The sequence below is a fragment of the Actinoplanes regularis genome, from assembly GCF_900188005.1.
GTDB classification, from domain to species: Bacteria; Actinomycetota; Actinomycetes; order Mycobacteriales; family Micromonosporaceae; genus Actinoplanes; species Actinoplanes regularis.
This window is the reverse complement of record NZ_FZNR01000005.1, coordinates 267,194-284,980: the sequence shown is the minus strand read 5'-3', so window position 1 is coordinate 284,980 and position 17,787 is coordinate 267,194. Positions and strand designations below refer to the sequence as shown.

Here is a 17,787-nt window from a genome sequence, read left to right as displayed (position 1 = left end):
CCGGCTCGACACTGCGTGACACGATCTTCTACGGCGGAGCCCACCGGCACAGGAAGATCAGGATGGATACGACTGAAGGCAGCACGACCACGGTGACCGATCCACGCCCGCGGCCAAAGCGGCGCCGCCGGTTGGTGATCGCCGCTGTCGTGCTCGTTGTCGCAGCCGCCGCCACCTCCTTCGTATGGTGGGGCAACCCTCGGATGGGCGAGGGCGGCTTGATCGGTCCTGGCGAGGGCATGTCGTGGGCCAACGACGGCGTGACGAACACCCGGATGGTGGTACGTGGCAGGCACGCCGCGACGGTGACCGCCACCTTCAGCGTCCGCAACGACGGTCACCTGCCCTTCACCCTGCACGGCCTCGACGTCGACACGTTCGAATGGCTCTCACATCAGCAGGTCACCTTCGAGCCGGGCATCCCCGGCTTCAACGGGTCGGCGACCGCACAGAAGCAGGTGACGCTCGCCCCCGAAGAGGAGGCGACCGTCCACTGGTCGCTGACCATGACGTGCCAGCCGCCCATGGATGGCAACAGCTTCACCATTGAATTCCTCCGGTTCAGGATCAGCTGGCTGGGCATCGCCACTACCCGTGATCTTCCACTCGAGCAGCCGATCACTTTCATCGGTGACAACGAGGCCCCCAGCGTCCCCGCATGCTGACCGATTCACCCTTGCTGCACCCGATCGAGAACGCCGGAGACCGGCGGCCGGCAACGGGGGTCAGCTTGATCGCCACCACCCCGATCAGCACGCAGACGTTCACCCGGCGTTCACTTGCCTTCGACAAATTGGCTCAGTCATTATTGAGTCAATGAATGCTGAATCTTCGTCGTTGCAGGCGCGGGCCCGGGTGCATGCCGCGCTCGGCGACCCGGCCCGGCTGGCGATCGTCGACGCCCTCACGCTCGGCGACGCCTCCCCCGGCGAGATCGCCGCCGAGCTCGGTATGCCGACCAACCTGGTCGCCCATCACGTGAAGGTGCTGCGGGAGGCGGGTCTGATCGCCCGGACCCGCTCCGAAGGCGACCGCCGTCGCACCTACCTGCACCTGGCGCCCGGCGTGTTGTCGATACTGACCGCCCCGCGCCTGGACGGCGCCGAACGGGTGGTGTTCGTCTGCACCCACAACTCGGCCCGCTCCCAGCTGGCCGCCGCCCTGTGGCGCGACCGCATCGGCGGATCGGTCGCCTCCGCCGGCACGCACCCCGCGCCGTGCGTGCATCCCCGTGCGATCCGGATCGCCCGCGAACACGGCCTCACCCTCGACCCGGCCGGCACCCACCACGTCGACGACGTGCTGCACGACGGCGACCTGGTCATCGCCGTCTGCGACAACGCCCACGAAGACCTCACCAGCGCGGCCCGGCCCCGCCTGCACTGGTCGATCCCCGACCCGTCCCGCATCGACACCGATGCCGCCTTCGAGGCCACCTACACCGATCTCGCCGGCCGCATCGACCGGATCACTCCGGCCCGATCCGGCCGCTGACCACCCGGCACCGCGCCCCCACCACCGACCGGAGTCACATTTCATGCACACCATCGCATCGTGGCGGCGACTGCTCGCCGAGTTCCTCGGCACCGCGCTGCTGGTCACCGCTGTCGTCGGCTCCGGCATCATGGCCTCGCGACTGTCCCCGAACGACGTCGGCCTGCAGCTGCTGGAGAACTCGGTCGCCACCGCGTTCGCGCTCAGCGCGCTGATCCTCACGTTCGGCCCGATCTCCGGCGCTCATTTCAACCCCGTCGTGTCGGCCGCGGACTGGTTCCTCGGCCGCCGCACCGGCACCGGGCTGCCCGGCCGAGACCTCGCCGGATACGCAGCGGCACAAACCACCGGGGCGATCGCCGGCTCAGTCCTGGCGAACCTGATGTTCGACCTGGCCCCGGTCACGTTCGCGAGCAAAGAACGCTCGGCCGGCAACCTGTGGCTCGGCGAGATCGTCGCGACCGCCGGCCTGCTCCTTCTGATCTTCGCCCTCGGCCGATCCGGCAGAGCCGCAGTGGCCCCGGCCGCGGTCGGCGCCTACATCGGCGCCGCCTACTGGTTCACCTCATCGACAAGTTTCGCCAACCCAGCCGTCACCATCGGCCGCGCCTTCACCGACACCTTCGCAGGCATCGCCCCAGCCTCGGTGCCCGGCTTCGTCATCGCACAGCTGGCCGGACTACTCATCGGCGTCGGCCTGCTCCTGGCCTTCTATCCGGACGCCGGACGGAGCGCGGACGACATCGTGGTCGCCCACCCCATCGATCAAGCCGCCCACCGGCCCTGAACCGATTTCTCCCCGCACTCGAGGAAGAACCAGCCATGACCGACACCAAGCCCACCGTCCTGTTCGTCTGCGTCCACAACGCCGGCCGCTCCCAGATGGCCGCAGGCTGGCTACGCCACCTCGCCGGCGACCGAGTCGAGGTCCGCTCCGCCGGCTCCGCCCCCGCCGAGACCATCAACCCGGCCGCAGTGCAGGCGATGCAAGAGGTCGGCATCGACATCACCGACCAGACCCCCACCAAACTGACCTGGGAAGGAGCCCAGGAGTCCGACGTGATCATCACGATGGGCTGCGGCGACGCCTGCCCCGTCTTCCCCGGTAAACGCTACGAGGACTGGAAACTCGAGGACCCGGCCGGCAAGGGCGTCGACGCCGTCCGCCCGATCCGCGACGAGATCAAAGCCCGGATCGAAGTCCTGCTCACCGATCTGCTCCCGACCGCCTGATCAGACGCATCAAGCCCGGTTTGCACCCAACGGACCATCGGCGCGAGCGTATAGCTGCCTTCGTCGGCGAGGACGAGGGATGTGACGCGCTGACCGTCGACGCCGTCGCCGCGCGCTCGGGCGTGCAGCGGACCACCGTTTACCGGCGGCTCGCTGGCCGACATCGTCGAGGCGGCACGTGAGCAGCCGTGGGAGCCGCTGGACACCGGGTCGCTGGTCGGTGCCTCGCCGCGATCAACCGGGAGGCGGTCACCGCACTCACCGAGCGGCCGTCGATCGCGCGGACGCTGATCGCCGCGCACGTACTGCGGTCGTTCTGGGAGGACCGGTATGCCCGGGCCGCTGTCGTGATCACCCGCGCGGGCCTGGACGCCGACGCGCGCACCGTGCTTGTCACGGCCCGCGCGCCGGTCTTTTGCGAGCTGGCGCTGATGCGGGGCCGGCGCCGGCGGACATCGCCGAGCGCTATGCCCGGATGGCGGCGGACGCGGCCGGGGACGCGCCGGAAGTCGCGTCCCCGGCCCCGGTCAGCTCAGCCCCGGGAGCAGGTCGTCCCGTTCAGAGTGAAGGCCGACGGGCTGGCGAAAGATCCGCTGTACGTGCCCTGGAACCCGAACGAAGTGCTGCCGCCGGCCGGCACGCTGCCGTTGTGGCTCACATTGCGGGCCGTGATCGCGCCGGACGTGCCGCTCAGTGTCGCGTTCCACGAGCCGGTGATGGACTGCCCGGCCGGCAGTGTGAACCCAAGCGTCCAGCCGTTGAGCGCGCTACCCCCGGTGTTGGCCACCTTCACGTCAGCGGTGAAGCCGGTGTCCCAGACGTTGGTGGCGTAGGTGACCCGGCAGGCCGCCCCACCGCTGGGCGTGCTCGGCGACGGGGAGGACGGGTTGCTCGGCGCGGGGCCGCCGCCGTTGACCGCCGCGGAGAAGTTCGTGACCGCCAGTCCGGCGCCGCCGATCCACGGCTCGAACCCCGCCTGGATGCTGGTCAGGTACCACGAGTTGGTGACCGAGCTGCGGGTCTTGGTGTCGTTGATGAAGTCCAGGACGCTGAAGCTCCAGCTGGTGATCGGCGACGGCGCGACGTACGAGACCACCGCGTTGGAGCCGTTGCTGCCGGTCCACACGTCCCAGGTGCGGCCGCCGATGGTGGCGGTGGTGACCCGTGAGCCGATCGGCTGGATCGAGCCCTGCCGGTTGAACCAGATCATGATCTCCTGGGCGTTGACGCCGTCCTTTTTCGGGGACGGGTCGAGCCAGATGTCGTACGCCGCGTCGTAGGTCGCCCCGGACACGTAGTTGTAGCTGATGCTGCTGGTCGCGCTGCTGATCTGGCTGACCTGAATGGGCAGGTTCGTGCCCGGCGAGCAGTTGGTGTAGTGGCAGCCGTAGTAGACCGCCGGGTACGACACCGGCGCGCCGCTGGTGTTGCCGGTGCCCTGCTGGCTGGTGATGGCGAAGCCGGTGCTGGTCACGTTGATGCACTGCTGGGCGCTGGTGCCCCAGCGGTTGTTCATCACGACGTAACGGCCGCCGATCGTCGTCGAGCCGTACTGGTCGCAGATCTGGGTGTCGGCCTGGGCTGGGCCGGCGAGGGTGAGCCCGGTGATGCCCGCGGCGGCGAGGATGCCGGCGGCCATCAGGGCACGGAGGAAACGTCGCACGGAAAGCTCCTTTTCTGGGAGGTTGGGAGCGCTCCCATAGAAGGTTACAAGATATCGACATGTGTCGAAAGTTGAGCCGGCCGGACCTACACGAGTAAGTCGTAACCGAGGTCAGTGGTCGTACGCGATCAGGACCTGTTCAGGGCCTGCCCGGTGGCACGGTTTGCCAGATCGCGGCGGTCCTGGCGAGTAGCCGCTGGGCGATGCGAGCCCCGACGGACGGGCTTGAGCAGGTGCTCGCCGGGGTGTGGGGTCCGATTGCGGCAGGACAGCCGTAGCAGTCGGGCTCCGCGTTCGGCCAGCCGGCGGTCGAGTTCGGCGGAGATATAGCCCGTGTCCACGATGATCAGCTACCCCGGCCGGGCGGCGAGCAGGTCAGGATCGTCTTCCAACGCCGCAATCAGGGTGTATCCCGAGCAAGAAGGACCAGGACGCGCACCGCAAGGCCAAGGCTCCCAAGACGGCCGCCCGCCGCGTCCGACAAGGACTTCTACCGACTGAGCCATGCCGTCGAGAACGGCATCGCAAGACTCAAACGCTAAGTACGTGCCGGCTTCGACAAGCCCAGCTGAAACCGATCGACGAGCTCGTCACGAAAGGCTGGATCGGTGCCGGGACCGGTCCGGGCCTGCAGGTGAAGGATCTCAGCGCCGGTCAGCTGCGGCCACAACGCCACATCAGCCAGAACATACGCCAGCAAGGCATGCGCCCGGGCGACGTCGGCAGCATCGACGTCGAACCCCTCGGCCCGCCCGGCAGTGGGCCGGGCCAGTCCGAGCAGCAGACAGATGGTGGTGGACTTACCGGCCCCGTTCGGTCCGAGAGAGCCGAACACCTCGCCCGGCTGTACGTCCAAGCTCAGGGTGCCCAGGGCTGTCAGACGACCGTATCGCTTCGTCAGCTCGACAGCGCAGGCTCGAACATCGGGAAGCCCCTTCGGTCGACATGGATCAATGACCGCCGACCAGGCCTCCCGGCACACCTGGGCCCACTCGGATCCGGCTGAAACCCTCAGCCACTGACCGCGCAGCTCGGGCGCAACGCGACTCCGGCGTCCATAGCCTGCCGCAAAGCCGTGATCTCCTGGACGGTCAGGCCCGGCCGGTCATCGGTATTCAGGGTTGGCGAAGTCGAACGGCAACCGGCGTCCCACTCGCTGCGCTGGTTGCCGTGTGCGGGGATCCCGCCGGCGTCATTCAGCATCCGCGCGAGGTGCAGCAGGTTCCAGGTCATGAAGGTGGTGTTGCGGTTGGTGAAGTCGTTCTCCGGGCCGCCCGAGCCTGGGTCCAGGTAGGACGGGCCGGGGCCGGCCTCACCGATCCAGCCGGCGTCCGCCTGCGGCGGGATCGTGTACCCGATGTGCTGCAGGCTGTAGAGGACGTTCTGCGCGCAGTGCTTGACGCCGTCCTCGTTGCCGGTGATGAGGCAGCCGCCGACCCGGCCGTAGTACGCGTACTGCCCGGCGTCGTTCAGGTCGCTCGAACAGGCGTAGAGCCGTTCGATGATCCGCTTCGTGACGGACGAGTTGTCGCCGAGCCAGATCGGTCCCGCGATGACCAGGATGTCGGCCGGTTGCACCAGGTCCCGGTAGATCGCGGGCCACTCGTCGGTCGCCCAGCCCTGTTCGGTCATGTCCGGCCAGACACCGGTGGCGATGTCATGGTCGACCGCCCGGAGGACATCGACGGCGACACCCTGTTTCCGCATGATGCCTGCGCTCACATCGATCAGCCCGCCGGTATGAGTCAGCTCGGGGGAACGCTTGAGGGTGCAGTTGAAGAACAGCGCGCGCAGGTCGTTATAGCGCGTCTCGGTCACGGCGTCGAGCCTTTCAGTCGGTGAGCTGTGCGGCGCCGAAGGACACGCGGAACCGGGCGCACCAGATCGTCACGCTGCGGTACCCGGCGAGGTCGACACCGGCTGGTATCGGATAGTTCTGGCTTCCCTTGTTGCCCTTGAGCGCACCCAGGTCGACGTACCGCCCGTCGTCGAAGACAAACCAGCCGTCTTTGCCGGCCAGCACCGGCGCGTCCGTCAGCCACACCTTCAACGCCGGGCCGTTGCTGGTGTCGAGATCCTCGATGCGCAGGTACCGCGAGCCGTCGGATCCCCGCACCACACGCACGGTGCCGGTGGTGTCGTGCTCGTGACTGATGAACGTGCCCTGTGCGATCGTCGCCGGCTCGGCCGCGGGCGGAGGACCGGCGCTCGTCGCAGCGGGATCGGCGGCCGTGACGGCGACCGGCGGAGGCTCGTCCACGGTTTCATCGACCCAGAGCTTCCACGGCTGAAACAGCGGCAAGGCCACCGCGACGATGGCCACCCCGGCGGCGAGCACAAGCCAGGCGACCCGACGCCGGCCCGGCGTGGCTACCAGGTTCTTCACCATGCCGGGCAGCCTCCGCTCGATACACCAGCGTTACGGAACCGCGCGATGATCCACACCGCTGGCCGGGGTGGGCCGCAGCACCCGCGTGCGCTGCTCGGGCGGCCAGCCCAGGCGCAAGCCGCAGGATCACCGACCAGGACCCGCCTTATCTAAGGGGTAGCCCATCCGGGTCCGCAGTCGCTAGGCGTACACCCCCATCGTGTACGCCGAAAATGCTGGCGTCTGGCACGGCGGACACCAGGCGCTCTGCGCCTCCAGCCCCACACATCCCGGCGGTGAGGCCATGCCGATGATCCCGGATCGGCCGGGCCGGAACCCTGTTCGCAGGAGACGCACGCCTACCCGCACTCGATGCCCCCGGACGGTCGACGTGCACCCGGAGGCGACAGCACCAACAGTGATCCATTACGCTTGAGGAAGGAGCGCCGGGAAGTCTGGTCGGCATTGTGTTCACCGACGACCAGAACAGGAAGTTTTCGACATGCGTGCCTCCGATCTTGTCGTGCCCTGGCCGACCCTCACTCTCGCAACACCGGCGATCGAAGCGGCCCGGATCCTCGCCGACGCCGACTTACCAGGCCTGATCGTCGTCGACGACAACGGCGCGCCGTTCGCGGTACTGCCCGGGACGCAGGTGCTGCGCCTCGCGGTCCCGTCGTACTGCCAGGACGACCCGACCCTCGCGCAACTGGTCGACGAGGCCGCGGCCGACGTGTTCATGCGCGAGCTGGGCGGGCGAACGGTGCGCGAGTGCCTGCCGCCGCGGCCGCACGAGCTGCCGGTGGTGTCCTCGCAGGTCACTGTGTTCGAGATCGCCGCGTTGATGGCCCGTACCCGCAGCCCGCTGGTAGCGGTCGTCGACGGTGGCGTCCTGCAGGGCGCGGTCACCTTGCACGGGCTGCTCGACCGGGTCGTGCCGCAATGACCCTTCAGGCGTGGCTTGCCGTGGCCATCTTCGTGATCGCGTACGTGCTGATCGCGACCGAGTGGGTGCACCGGGTCGCCGCGGCGCTGGCCGGAGCGGTCGCGATGCTGCTGATCGGCGCGACCGACGCTGCGCACGCGTTCTTCTCCCCCGAATCGGGGGTGGACTGGAACGTCATCGTGCTGCTGATCGGCATGATGCTCATCGTCGGGGTGCTGCGCCGCACCGGCTTGTTCGAATACCTGGCGATCTGGGCGGTCAAACGCGCCCGCGGCCGACCGTACCCGGTCATGGTCCTGCTCGTGGTCATCACCGCGGTCGCCTCCGCCGGGCTGGACACCGTGACCACGGTACTGCTCGTCGCGCCGGTGACCCTGTTCGTGTGCGACCGGCTCGGCCTGCCCGCCGCCCCGTTCCTGATCGCCGAGGTGATGGCGTCCAACATCGGCGGCACGGCCACCCTGATCGGCGATCCGCCCAACATCATCATCGCCAGCAGGTCCGGGCTGACGTTCAACGACTTCCTCACCGTCCTCACCCCGATCGTGGCAATCCTGCTCGTGGTGTTCCTGATCCTGTGCCGGTGGCTGTTCCGGGACGCGTTCCGCCACGACAGCGCCAAAGTCAGCGCCGTGCTGGCGATGCGTGAACGCGACGCGGTGCGCAACCCCCGCCTTCTTGCGGTCAGCCTCACCGTCCTGACCCTGGTCCTGGCCGGATTCGTGCTGCATTCGGTGCTGCACGTCGAACCCGCGATCGTCGCGATCGTGGGCGGTCTGCTGCTGCTGGCGGCGTCCCGCCTGGATCCCGACGAGGTCGCCAGGGACGTCGAATGGCACACGCTGCTGTTCTTCAGCGGCCTGTTCATCATGGTCGGCGCGCTGGTCAACACCGGCGTCATCGGACAACTGTCCCAGGCCGCCACCCAGGCCACCGAGGGCAATCTGTGGGGCACGACCCTGCTGATGCTGTGGGTCTCGGCCGGCCTGTCGGCGATCGTCGACAACATCCCCTACGTCGCGACGATGAGCCCGATCGTGGCCGACCTCGTCCGCGCCGACGGCACCGCACAAGGCAACGTCCTGTGGTGGGCCCTGGCCCTCGGCGCGGACCTGGGCGGCAACGCCACCGCGATCGGCGCGTCAGCCAACGTCGTCGTCCTCGGCATCGCCGAACGCGCCGGCCGGCCGATCTCGTTCTGGCAATTCACCAAGTACGGCCTGATCGTCACCGTCATCACCGTCGCGATCTGCGTCCCCTACCTCTACCTGCGCCTCTTCTGACCCATCAGGAGTCCCAGCGAACGGGCGCGGATGCGCTACGGTGTGGACCGGTGTGCCGGGAAGCCTGGTCGGCGAGCAGCCCCGCTATCCCTGCGCACCCCTGGAGCAGCACACGATGCTCGTTCAGATCCTGCTCGCCCTGGCCGGCTTGGCCCTGCTGACCTTCGCTGCCGACCACCTCGTGCTGGGCTCCTCCCGCCTGGCCGCCCGCTTACGAATCAGCCCGGTGGTGGTCGGCGTCGTCGTGATCGGGCTGGGCACCAGCACCCCGGAGTTCCTGGTCTCGGCACTGGCCGCCGGCCGCGGCGACACCGGCCTCGCCCTCGGCAACCTCGTCGGATCCAACATCCTCAACCTGACACTGATCCTCGGGATCGCCGCACTGATCACCCCGGTCACAGTGGACTCGACAGTGATCCGCCGAGAGGTACCACTCGCGGTAGCGTCAGTCGCGGTCTTCGCCGTACTGGCGTGGTGGGGCCTGTCCCCGATGACCGCGCTCCTAGCGACCCTGGCGACAGCAGGCGCGTTATATGTGCTGATCCGGTGGGCCCGCACCAGCGGCAATCAGGAGCTGACCGCCGAGGTGACCGAATTCGACTCCGCAGGCGGTGCCGTCGTGGCCGGGGCCGCCTCGCGGCCACCTGCCTGGTTCGAGCCGGTACGCACAGTGCTGGGCCTGGCCGGGGTACTCGCCGGGGCGCAGGTACTGGTCGTCAACGCCGCCACGATCGCCACCGGGCTCGGCGTACCGCAGCTGGTCATCGGGTTCACCCTGGTCGCGCTGGGAACGTCGCTGCCGGAGTTGGTGACCACGGTCCAGGCCCAACGCCGCGGCGAGACCGGCCTGGTCGTGGGCAACCTGTTCGGCAGCAACCTGTTCAACGGCCTCGCCGGCGGCGCGATGGTCGGCTTCGCATCCGGCATGGACCACCCGGCCCGCACCGGAGTGACGCTGCTCGCGGCAATGGTGTTCACGGCGTTGATCGCATGGGCGTTGCTACGCCGGGGCCGACGACTCGGTCGCGCCGACGGGTTGATGCTGCTGGGCACGTACGCACTCGCATTACCGCTGCTGACTGCCTGACCGGCACTTACCCGCATCGAAGGCCGATCCCGCGTCCGGCCGCGAACCTGTCGGCCGGTGCCGGCTCGTACGGCCTGGACGAGCTGGACGCTACCGAACGGCCCGGATTCACGCGGGGACGTCTCAGCGGAAGGCGGTGATGTTGTGTTGGATCCAATTGGCGAAGGTGCGGGGTGCTCGACCGAGGACCAACTCGACGTCAGGACTGATCCGCTGCTCGGCGGGGGTGGGTTCGCCGATGGCCTCGAGGGTGGTCTCGACGATGGGCTCGGGCATGAACCGCAGCATCTGCGCGCGAGCCTCGCCACGGCTTTGCTCGATGAACCGGATCGGCTCGCCGAACGCGTCGGCGATGACCTCGGCTCGTTGCCGGGGTGTAGTGAGGGCGGGCCCGGTCAGCTCGTAGACCTGTCCCGTGTGGCCGTCGTGGTGCAGGGCTGCGGCAGCGACCTCGGCGATGTCGGCCGGGTCGATGGTCGGTAGGCCGACGTCCCCGAACGGTGCGGCGACCATCCGCTGGGCACGGACCGTCTCCACCCAGGCGTACGCATTGGAGTTGAAAGCACCAGGCCGCAGGATCGTCCAATCCATGCCTGATTGCCGGACAGCTTCCTCGATGGCCCGCATCATGCCGCCATGGGAGGCCGACTGCGGTCGAGTGGCAACTCCTATGGAGGACAGCAACACGATGCGACCGACTCCGCCCGCTTTGGCGATGTCGACGATGTCTCGTGGGCTCAACAGTTGGGCCGAAGCCCCGCCGTCGTGAAGGAACAGCGCGGCAGCATCGTCGAGAATGGGTCGAAGGCTCTCCGGGTCGGTCAGGTCAGCCTGCCGGTGTCGCAAGCCCTCCGACCCGGCCGTGGCCGGAAGCCCTCGGGACACTGCCGTCACCTGTTCACCGGCTGCGACGAGTGCCTGCACGAGCGGTCGGCCAACGTTGCCGGTCGCTCCGGTCACTACGATCATGATCAGCTCCGATGTCATCTCGGTCGTGGTTGTTGATGCCCGAGCGGGCGACAACGTCGCGGGCCGGAGGTTGGCCTCGCGGCGACTCGATGACGCTAACAGCGCCGGTGTAGTAGGTACCTACAGGAAAGTAGCTATCCGAGAGGATTTCGACGTGTGAAGGTGACCCGTGCAACCGCACCGATCGACCCCGAACAGGCCTGCCCGATCGCCCCGGCATCGCCACGATCACGCCGAAGGTGTTGACCTAGCAATTGCGCCTCAGCGGTGCGTTGTGGCCGCTATGCCCAACCGCTCAGGTACAGCGGGGTGCAGGTGCGCCAGGCGGTGATGCAGGCCGTGGTGTAGCGGTCAGTCTCAGCCGGAAGCTCGTCGAGCGGAAACCAGCCGATCTGCGCGCACTTGTGCGGTTCGGCGTTGACCGGTTCGCCGTGCCGGCCGGCATCGAAGTCGGCGGTGAAGACCAGACCGATCCGGCCCTGCCCGTTGCGGTTTCGATGGTGCACGGTGGCAGCGAAATGCGGCTCGTCCGCGTCAAGGTGCACGCCGACTTCCTCGGCTGCCTCGCGTCGGATCCCGGCCAGGGCGGTCTCACCGATCTCGAGTTTGCCGGAGGGCGCGTTCCATTCCCCGTCCGCATATCCCGTGTCCTGCCGCAGCCCTAACAGAACCTGATCACCGTCGGTGAGCAGGAGAAAGACGTCCACCGGGTGCTGCGGCGCCGCAGCGGCGGGCTCGGGTTGGTGCGGTTTCGTCAACGTCGTCTCCTTTGATGCTCCCGCCACATCGGCCGCAACTCGGGGAGGGCAGACTCGCCCGGTGCCGCGGTCCGCTGCGAGGGAAGGCCGCCGCGGGTTGCCTCTTGTTCGATCGCACTCACTCGATCAGCACTGCAAGAGATGAGCAACTCCATGACCGATCTCAGCGGGAACAGCTGTCCTCAACTTCCCCTGGCCGGCATTGAAGCACCACAATGGAATCTCGATGCCAGCCCTGGGGGAGGGCCACTGTGTTCCGCAGACATTGGCGTGCCGATGAGACGGCGACCCGCGGCCTCCAGTTCCAGGGCGGACCTCGACTGCTCCGGCTGATCGAGTGGCTGGTTCGTCGTCCGTGGTGGTACGGCAGAGAGCGCATCCTGCCGATCATCCAGTTGAGCCGGCCCCCGGCCGCGGCGCACGACCCGTTCGACGGCCTGCAGGAGTGGTTGCGGAAGGGCCGGTTCGCACCGTGGGCCCGGACCGGTGAGAGCCTCGCCGCACGCCCGCCCAGCCGGGGCTCGGGGCCGTCCGCGCAGCCGGCGGCCCCGACCGTTGAGGACCTGACCGACGTCGCCGTCAAGAACCTGGCGAGCGAGTCCCGGACCGGCCGCCGGCTCCGGTTCCCGCACTACGGCCTGGCCCTGTGGCTGCTGCATCTCGAGCCGTTCAAGCCCGACACCCCGGACCGGGAGCGGGAGAAGATCGCCGAGCAGTTGCAGATCCACCTGCGACAGCGGCTGGACAGCACCCCGCTGCTGGAGGGCCTGGCGGATGCGGTGGGCGACTTCCCCTGGTGGGTGCGGGTGACGTCGCGTGTCGTGCCACGGCTCGGCCTGCGGTTCATGCGTTCGACGTGGCGGCCGCCGCGGTGGTTCGCCCAGCACCGGGTCGCCAGCAACCGCGACTTCTACCAGTTGGCGCGTGACTTCGCCCGGCCCGGCTACGTCGCCGCCCACCGGGAGGAGGCCGACAAGCTGCTGGTGGACGCGTTCCTGCAGGATCTGCGGGTCGCCTACCGCCGGACCGGGGTGTTCGGCGCGGGGCGGCGGCGAACCACCTACCCGATTCTGCTGGTCGAGGACGACGGCCCGGCCGCCACCACCCTGATCAGGCTGATCGAGCAGATCGGCCGTGAGCCGCGTGGCCGGCCACGTCCGCGTCCGCGCCGTGAGTACCTCCTGGTGATCACCAACCCGGTGCAGGACGCCGCGCCGGGCGACGCGCACTCCCCCGCGGACGCCCGGATGGCCTATGAGGCGTGGGCCGACCGGCAGCTACGCAACGGGGCGGACCAGCCTGCCGTGTTGCCGCTGCGGTTGCCGGTGGAGACCGCCCAGCCTGGTGACTGGGAGCGGCTGGGCGAGGTGGGCCTGCCGCGTCGGCGCGTCCCGTGGATGTCTCTGGCCCTGCCGGTGCTGCTGGTGGCCGCGCTCTTCGTGATCCCCTGGTACAACCACGACCGGTGCGAGTCGGCTTGGCGGCCGCCGACCGGCGGCACGCTGCGGCGCGAGCCGTTCGGCGCGGACGGGTCGCAGTGCATCGGGGTGTCCGACGGGCGGTACCGGTTCTTCGCGGCGGCCCCGGACACCGACACCGGCAGCTGGCTGCGTGAGGTCGAGGACGAGATCGGCGCGGTAAACGCCGAGGTGGTCAAGAATCCGAACCACGTGACCGTGGTCTACCTCAGCACGTTGACCAACACCACGATCGGCGGCGACCCGGCTGCGCTCGAGGAGTTGCGTGGTCTCGCCGCGGCACAGTGGAACAGTCGCACCGCTGGGGCGCCGATCCGGCTGCTGCTGGCCAACGGCGGCGACCAGATGAACCACGGCGGGCAGGCTGCCCGTCTGATCGCCGGCGCGGCGAAACGCCTGCGCGTCGTCGCGGTCACCGGGCTCGGCGTCAGCCGTGAGGGCACCAAGGATGCCATGCACGTGCTCAACGCGGCCAACATCCCGACGCTCGGCACCCTGCTCACCGCCGACACGCTGACCAGCGAAGTGGTCTCGTATCATCAGGTGTCGCCGAGCAACAGCCGGGAGGCGGCGGTCGCCGCCTACTACGCGCGGGAGAAGCTGCACGTCACCGAGGCGGCCGTCTACTACTCCGGCGACGAGGCCGACCTTTACAGCGGCAACCTCGCCGATGACGTGCAGAAGGCGTTCAGCGCGCGGGGCATCAAGGTGCGGGAGGTCGAGGCGTACCGGCCACCGAACGGGACCACCGGGGCCGACGTGACCAGCCTGGGCCGCCGGGCCTGCCCCGGCAAAACGGGATACCTGGTCTTCTTCGCCGGCCGGCCCGACGAGTTCGACGACTTCCTGGGCGGCATGTCGGTGTGCTCGCAGCGATATCCGACGGTGCTGGCCGGGGACGCGATCACCCAGTTCGCCCTCTCCGGCCAGGGTGACGACTATCCGGGGTTGCCGCTGGACTACATCTCCCTGGCCAGCAGCCGGGTCTGGGGGAGCGACTGCGCGACGATCAACAAGTCGGTCCGCTTCTTCACCGCCTACAGCGAACGGGGGTACGGGGACGCCTGCGCCAACGGGCAGTCGTCGCGGGCGATGTTCGGCTGGGACGCGATCCAGACCGTCAACGCGGCGATCGTGCAGGTGCGTACCGTCAACGCCGGGGAGGCGATCACCCCGCAGTCACTGCTGCAGGGCCTCAACGCCTTGACCGGCACGCACGCGGTTCCCGGGGTGACCGGGACGATCGACTTCTCCTACCGGGGCGACGACCCGCAGCTGCCGGCGAACAAGACTGTGCTGATCATGCGGGCGGGCGAGGGCGACGACTCGACGTTGCGATTGCAGTGCGGGGCGATCCCGGGCGCCCGGAAACCGGATCCGGGTTGTCCGAGCGACGTCACCGACTGACAGCAGTGTGCCGTCTGCCGCCCGGCCACACCATCCCTGAACTGCGAAACAGCCGCTTCTAGCCCTTCAAGAGCTGCCGGGCCATCACGATCCGCTGAACCTGGTTCGTGCCTTCGTAGATCTGGGTGATCTATCGCGGCAACCCTTCTGAACTGCGGAAACTCACTTTTCCAGGATCCTGGCCAGTATTTGGCCAGGATCCCCCAGCGCCGCCGACGGCCTCAACGCACGCCCGCTCACCGCACCCATCGACTTTCAGCAATCAGAGACATAACCAGTAGCAACCATCAACGACCAGCGCTACTGGTGTGCCGCTGGCGGCTCGGCCTGAACAAGTGGCATCGAGCCGTGATGTCTGGCATCACTCAGCGCGAATCTCCTCAAGTAACGTCTGCGGTACACCTCTAGGCCGCCGATCCGTTGCGTCGCGCGGGATATCGGCGGCCGACAGGATTTCCCAGGGACGGCTAGAGTCACGATCGCGCTGGAGCAGTTACTGAACGGGCGAGCCGGCGACTCGTTCTTGCCGGGTCCAACTCTCCCAACCGCGCTTGCGCATCAGGTCTCGCATCCGCTGCGCTCGGGGGTCGGCCTCGATGGCGAGTGCGTCGAGCAGGTCGAACGGCAGATCATCTTTCAGATCGTCTTCGCTCATGACATCACCAGCGGCGTGTGCCTCCTCGGCCAGGGCGGCCATGATGTCGGCTGCCTCCTCCATCAGGGCGTCGTCGATCTCGCCGGCTTCGAGGATCTGCGACAGGACCCGGTAGAGCCGTACCATCCGAGGATCTTCGAGTTGTGCAAGCTTTGCGGGCATCCACTCGCGGACCTGATCCGGCCAGCGCGCCGTGATCAGGATCCACCCGTCCCGCTCGGCCTGCACCATCCGCTCGGACGCCCCGATCTCCCTCAGCCGCTGGAGATAGAACGTGACCTCCGCGGGAAGTGCCGCATGGTCCCCCGCAGCGAGCTGGGCGATCTGTCTGCGACTGGTCTCCCGCTGGGCGATCTCGTCCGACAGCCGGGCGTCGATCCGCTGGATCGCCTCGGCGAACGCCGGCGCGTCGGCCCGCAACAGTGCGTCGACCTCGGACAGCGGTACACCCGCGTCGGCGAGCGTGCGGATCTTGATAAGGGACACCACGGCGGTCGCGCCGTACCGCCGGTAGCCGGAGGCGTCGCGCTCCGGCTCCGGCAGCAGGCCGATCTGGTGGTAGTGCCGCACCGCGCGCACGGTGACGCCGGCGTACGACGCCAGTTGGCCGATCGTCAGCATGCTCTGATCCTGCCGATTATCAGGAGATCTTGCGTCGGTACGCCAGGGTGGCGAACCCGTAGGCGACCACGAGGATACCGGCGCACCAGGCCAGGGCCGTCCAGATCCCGGTTCCGACCGGCTGCTCGGTGAACAGATTCCGTAGCGCGTCGACGATGGAGGTCACCGGCTGGTTCTCGGCGAAGGCACGCACCGGGCCGGGCATCGACTCGGTGGGCACGAAGGCCGAGCTGATGAACGGCAGGAAGACCAGCGGGTAGGCGAACGCGCTCGCACCGTCCACGGACTTCGCGGTGAGCCCGGGGATCACCGCGAGCCAGGTCAGCGCCAGGGTGAACAGAACCAGGATGCCGGTCACGACCAGCCAGCCCAGCACGTCCGCCCCGCTGCGGAAGCCCATCAGCAGGGCGACCAGAACGACGACCACGAGCGAGATCAGGTTGGCGACCAGCGAGGTCAGCACGTGCGCCCACAGTACCGACGACCGGGCGATCGGCATCGACTGGAACCGTTCGAAGATGCCGCCCTGCAGGTCCTGGAAGAGCCGGTACGCGGTGTAGGAGATGCCCGAGGCGATCGTCATGATCATGATGCCGGGCAGCAGGTAGTTCACGTACGAGTCGGACCCGGTCTCGATCGCGCCGCCGAAGACGTACACGAAGAGCAGCATGAACGCGATCGGCATGATCGCGGTCGTGATGATGGTGTCCGGGCTGCGCGCGATGTGCCGCAACGAGCGGCTCAGCAGCACGCCGGTGTCGCCGAAGAAGTGCCTGTTCACTGGTTTTCCCCATTCTTGCGGGCGCCGACGAGGGTAAGGAAGACGTCCTCGAGCGTGGGCTGCCTCTCGACGTACTCGACCTTGGCGGGTGGCAGGAGCTGCTTGAGCTCGGCGAGGGTGCCGTTCACGATGATCCGGCCCTCGTGCAGGATCGCGATCCGGTCGGCGAGGTGCTCCGCCTCCTCGAGGTGCTGCGTGGTGAGCAGCACGGTCGTACCGCCCGCGGCGAGCTCCTTGACGGCCTGCCACACCTCGAGTCGAGCCTCCGGATCCAGCCCGGTTGTCGGCTCGTCCAGGAAGATCACCGGCGGGTTCCCGATGAGGCTCATCGAGATGTCGAGGCGGCGGCGCATGCCACCGGAGTAAGTCGCCACCCGGCGGCCGCCTGCCTCGGTCAGCGAGAAACGCCTCAGTAGGTCGTCCGCGATCGCGCCCGGATCCTTGAGGTGGCGCAGCTTGGCCACCATGACGAGGTTCTCCCGCCCGGTGAGGATCTCGTCGACCGCCGCGAACTGCCCGGTGAGGCTGATCGACTCCCGGACGTCGGCGCCCTGCGCCGCGACGTCGAAGCCGTTGACCGTCGCGGTGCCGGCATCGGCCCGCAGCAGGGTGGACAGGATCCGCACCAACGTGGTCTTGCCCGCCCCGTTCGAGCCCAGCAGCGCGAAGATACTCCCCCGCGCCACCTCGATGTCCACACCACGCAGCACTTTCAAATCTTTGAAGGATTTCTCCAGGCCTTCCACGCGGATCGCGCCGGCCGTCGATGCCATGCTCATGCGGGTCAGCATGAAGGGTTGACGCAGCGTCAGGGTCAAGCATTTTCGCGGACCGCAGGAACAGACCGACGGCCCCCTCGAGCCCGACGAAACGACGTGCTACCTATCCAAGATCGAACTCCAGATCTCGCCTGAGCTGAGGTTCCCCCGCTTTGATGGAGCGGTTCTTCCTGCTAGCGGACGGTGGCAGGGGTAACCAAGGCCGGCTCGGCGCGTTCCTCCTGGTGCCGATACCAGCCCTAGCTCTCGCTGCCATCATCCACTG

18 protein-coding genes and 1 pseudogene are annotated in these 17,787 nt (G+C 68.2%); 9 read left to right on the top strand and 10 right to left on the bottom strand.

Annotated elements, in window-relative coordinates; genetic code table 11:
• Nucleotides 1-134: 134 nt before the first annotated feature.
• Genes CHC09_RS16355 through CHC09_RS16340 form a run of 5 tightly spaced genes read left to right on the top strand, consistent with a single transcriptional unit; the run spans nucleotide 135 to nucleotide 2,727 of the window.
• Complete coding sequence (locus tag CHC09_RS16355) at nucleotides 135-665, top strand: hypothetical protein (protein WP_179277132.1); 531 nt, start codon at nucleotides 135-137, stop codon at nucleotides 663-665.
• A complete protein-coding gene (locus CHC09_RS46320) occupies nucleotides 659-820 on the top strand; it encodes a hypothetical protein (protein WP_179277131.1) in 162 nt (53 codons plus the stop codon). Before CHC09_RS16355 ends, CHC09_RS46320 begins: the two co-directional genes overlap by 7 nt.
• Complete coding sequence (locus tag CHC09_RS16350; protein WP_089293952.1) at nucleotides 817-1,494, top strand: arsenate reductase/protein-tyrosine-phosphatase family protein; 678 nt, start codon at nucleotides 817-819, stop codon at nucleotides 1,492-1,494. The genes CHC09_RS46320 and CHC09_RS16350 overlap by 4 nt, the downstream gene beginning before the upstream one ends.
• Nucleotides 1,495-1,537: 43 nt before the next feature.
• Complete coding sequence (locus CHC09_RS16345; RefSeq protein ID WP_179277130.1) at nucleotides 1,538-2,281, top strand: aquaporin; 744 nt, start codon at nucleotides 1,538-1,540, stop codon at nucleotides 2,279-2,281.
• Between the two features lie 35 nt (nucleotides 2,282-2,316).
• The gene (locus tag CHC09_RS16340; RefSeq protein WP_089293950.1) at nucleotides 2,317-2,727 is read left to right on the top strand and encodes an arsenate reductase ArsC; all 411 of its coding nucleotides are present in this window, start codon (nucleotides 2,317-2,319) and stop codon (nucleotides 2,725-2,727) included.
• 532 nt (nucleotides 2,728-3,259) lie between these two features.
• Here the strand turns inward: CHC09_RS16340 and CHC09_RS16330 are convergent.
• From CHC09_RS16330 to CHC09_RS16315, 5 genes and pseudogenes are all read right to left on the bottom strand, one after another.
• A complete protein-coding gene (locus CHC09_RS16330; RefSeq protein ID WP_089293949.1) occupies nucleotides 3,260-4,390 on the bottom strand; it encodes a glycoside hydrolase family 12 protein in 1,131 nt (376 codons plus the stop codon).
• 111 nt (nucleotides 4,391-4,501) lie between these two features.
• A pseudogene (locus CHC09_RS48835) lies at nucleotides 4,502-4,794 on the bottom strand (IS982 family transposase); the annotation flags it as partial.
• Between the two features lie 134 nt (nucleotides 4,795-4,928).
• Complete coding sequence (locus tag CHC09_RS16325; RefSeq protein WP_239138241.1) at nucleotides 4,929-5,246, bottom strand: ATP-binding cassette domain-containing protein; 318 nt, start codon at nucleotides 5,244-5,246, stop codon at nucleotides 4,929-4,931.
• Nucleotides 5,247-5,401: 155 nt separating this feature from the next.
• Entirely contained in the window at nucleotides 5,402-6,208 is an 807-nt protein-coding gene (locus tag CHC09_RS16320) for a flavodoxin family protein (RefSeq protein WP_143232371.1), read from the bottom strand.
• Nucleotides 6,209-6,221: 13 nt separating this feature from the next.
• Complete coding sequence (locus tag CHC09_RS16315; protein ID WP_089293948.1) at nucleotides 6,222-6,779, bottom strand: DM13 domain-containing protein; 558 nt, start codon at nucleotides 6,777-6,779, stop codon at nucleotides 6,222-6,224.
• A gap of 481 nt (nucleotides 6,780-7,260) precedes the next feature.
• Between CHC09_RS16315 and CHC09_RS16310 the strand changes: the two genes are divergently transcribed.
• The 3 genes from CHC09_RS16310 to CHC09_RS16300 all read left to right on the top strand — a co-directional run bounded on the left by CHC09_RS16310 (nucleotide 7,261) and on the right by CHC09_RS16300 (nucleotide 10,074).
• Nucleotides 7,261-7,704 (top strand): CBS domain-containing protein, encoded by a 444-nt coding sequence (locus tag CHC09_RS16310; protein ID WP_089293947.1) that lies wholly within the window; start codon nucleotides 7,261-7,263, stop codon nucleotides 7,702-7,704.
• A complete protein-coding gene (locus tag CHC09_RS16305) occupies nucleotides 7,701-8,987 on the top strand; it encodes an ArsB/NhaD family transporter (RefSeq protein WP_089293946.1) in 1,287 nt (428 codons plus the stop codon). The genes CHC09_RS16310 and CHC09_RS16305 overlap by 4 nt, the downstream gene beginning before the upstream one ends.
• A 115-nt stretch (nucleotides 8,988-9,102) precedes the next feature.
• Nucleotides 9,103-10,074 (top strand): calcium/sodium antiporter, encoded by a 972-nt coding sequence (locus CHC09_RS16300; protein ID WP_089294195.1) that lies wholly within the window; start codon nucleotides 9,103-9,105, stop codon nucleotides 10,072-10,074.
• A gap of 123 nt (nucleotides 10,075-10,197) precedes the next feature.
• Here CHC09_RS16300 and CHC09_RS16295 read toward each other — a convergent pair whose 3' ends face one another.
• Both CHC09_RS16295 and CHC09_RS16290 read right to left on the bottom strand, forming a co-directional pair.
• On the bottom strand, nucleotides 10,198-11,061 hold the full coding sequence (locus tag CHC09_RS16295) for an SDR family oxidoreductase (protein WP_239138239.1): 864 nt from the start codon (nucleotides 11,059-11,061) through the stop codon (nucleotides 10,198-10,200).
• A gap of 263 nt (nucleotides 11,062-11,324) precedes the next feature.
• On the bottom strand, nucleotides 11,325-11,801 hold the full coding sequence (locus CHC09_RS16290; RefSeq protein ID WP_089293945.1) for an NUDIX domain-containing protein: 477 nt from the start codon (nucleotides 11,799-11,801) through the stop codon (nucleotides 11,325-11,327).
• Between the two features lie 251 nt (nucleotides 11,802-12,052).
• Between CHC09_RS16290 and CHC09_RS16285 the strand changes: the two genes are divergently transcribed.
• Entirely contained in the window at nucleotides 12,053-14,686 is a 2,634-nt protein-coding gene (locus CHC09_RS16285; RefSeq protein ID WP_089293944.1) for a type 1 periplasmic-binding domain-containing protein, read from the top strand.
• 493 nt (nucleotides 14,687-15,179) lie between these two features.
• On the opposite strand, the gene CHC09_RS16280 is transcribed toward CHC09_RS16285, so the two are convergent.
• The 3 genes from CHC09_RS16280 to CHC09_RS16270 are packed head-to-tail and all read right to left on the bottom strand — an operon-like array spanning nucleotide 15,180 to nucleotide 17,522.
• The gene (locus CHC09_RS16280) at nucleotides 15,180-15,962 is read right to left on the bottom strand and encodes a MerR family transcriptional regulator (RefSeq protein WP_089293943.1); all 783 of its coding nucleotides are present in this window, start codon (nucleotides 15,960-15,962) and stop codon (nucleotides 15,180-15,182) included.
• 19 nt (nucleotides 15,963-15,981) lie between these two features.
• Nucleotides 15,982-16,743, bottom strand: coding sequence for an ABC transporter permease (locus CHC09_RS16275; protein ID WP_089293942.1), 762 nt, complete (start codon nucleotides 16,741-16,743; stop codon nucleotides 15,982-15,984).
• Complete coding sequence (locus CHC09_RS16270) at nucleotides 16,740-17,522, bottom strand: ABC transporter ATP-binding protein (RefSeq protein WP_089294193.1); 783 nt, start codon at nucleotides 17,520-17,522, stop codon at nucleotides 16,740-16,742. The genes CHC09_RS16275 and CHC09_RS16270 overlap by 4 nt, the downstream gene beginning before the upstream one ends.
• Nucleotides 17,523-17,787 lie beyond the last annotated feature (265 nt).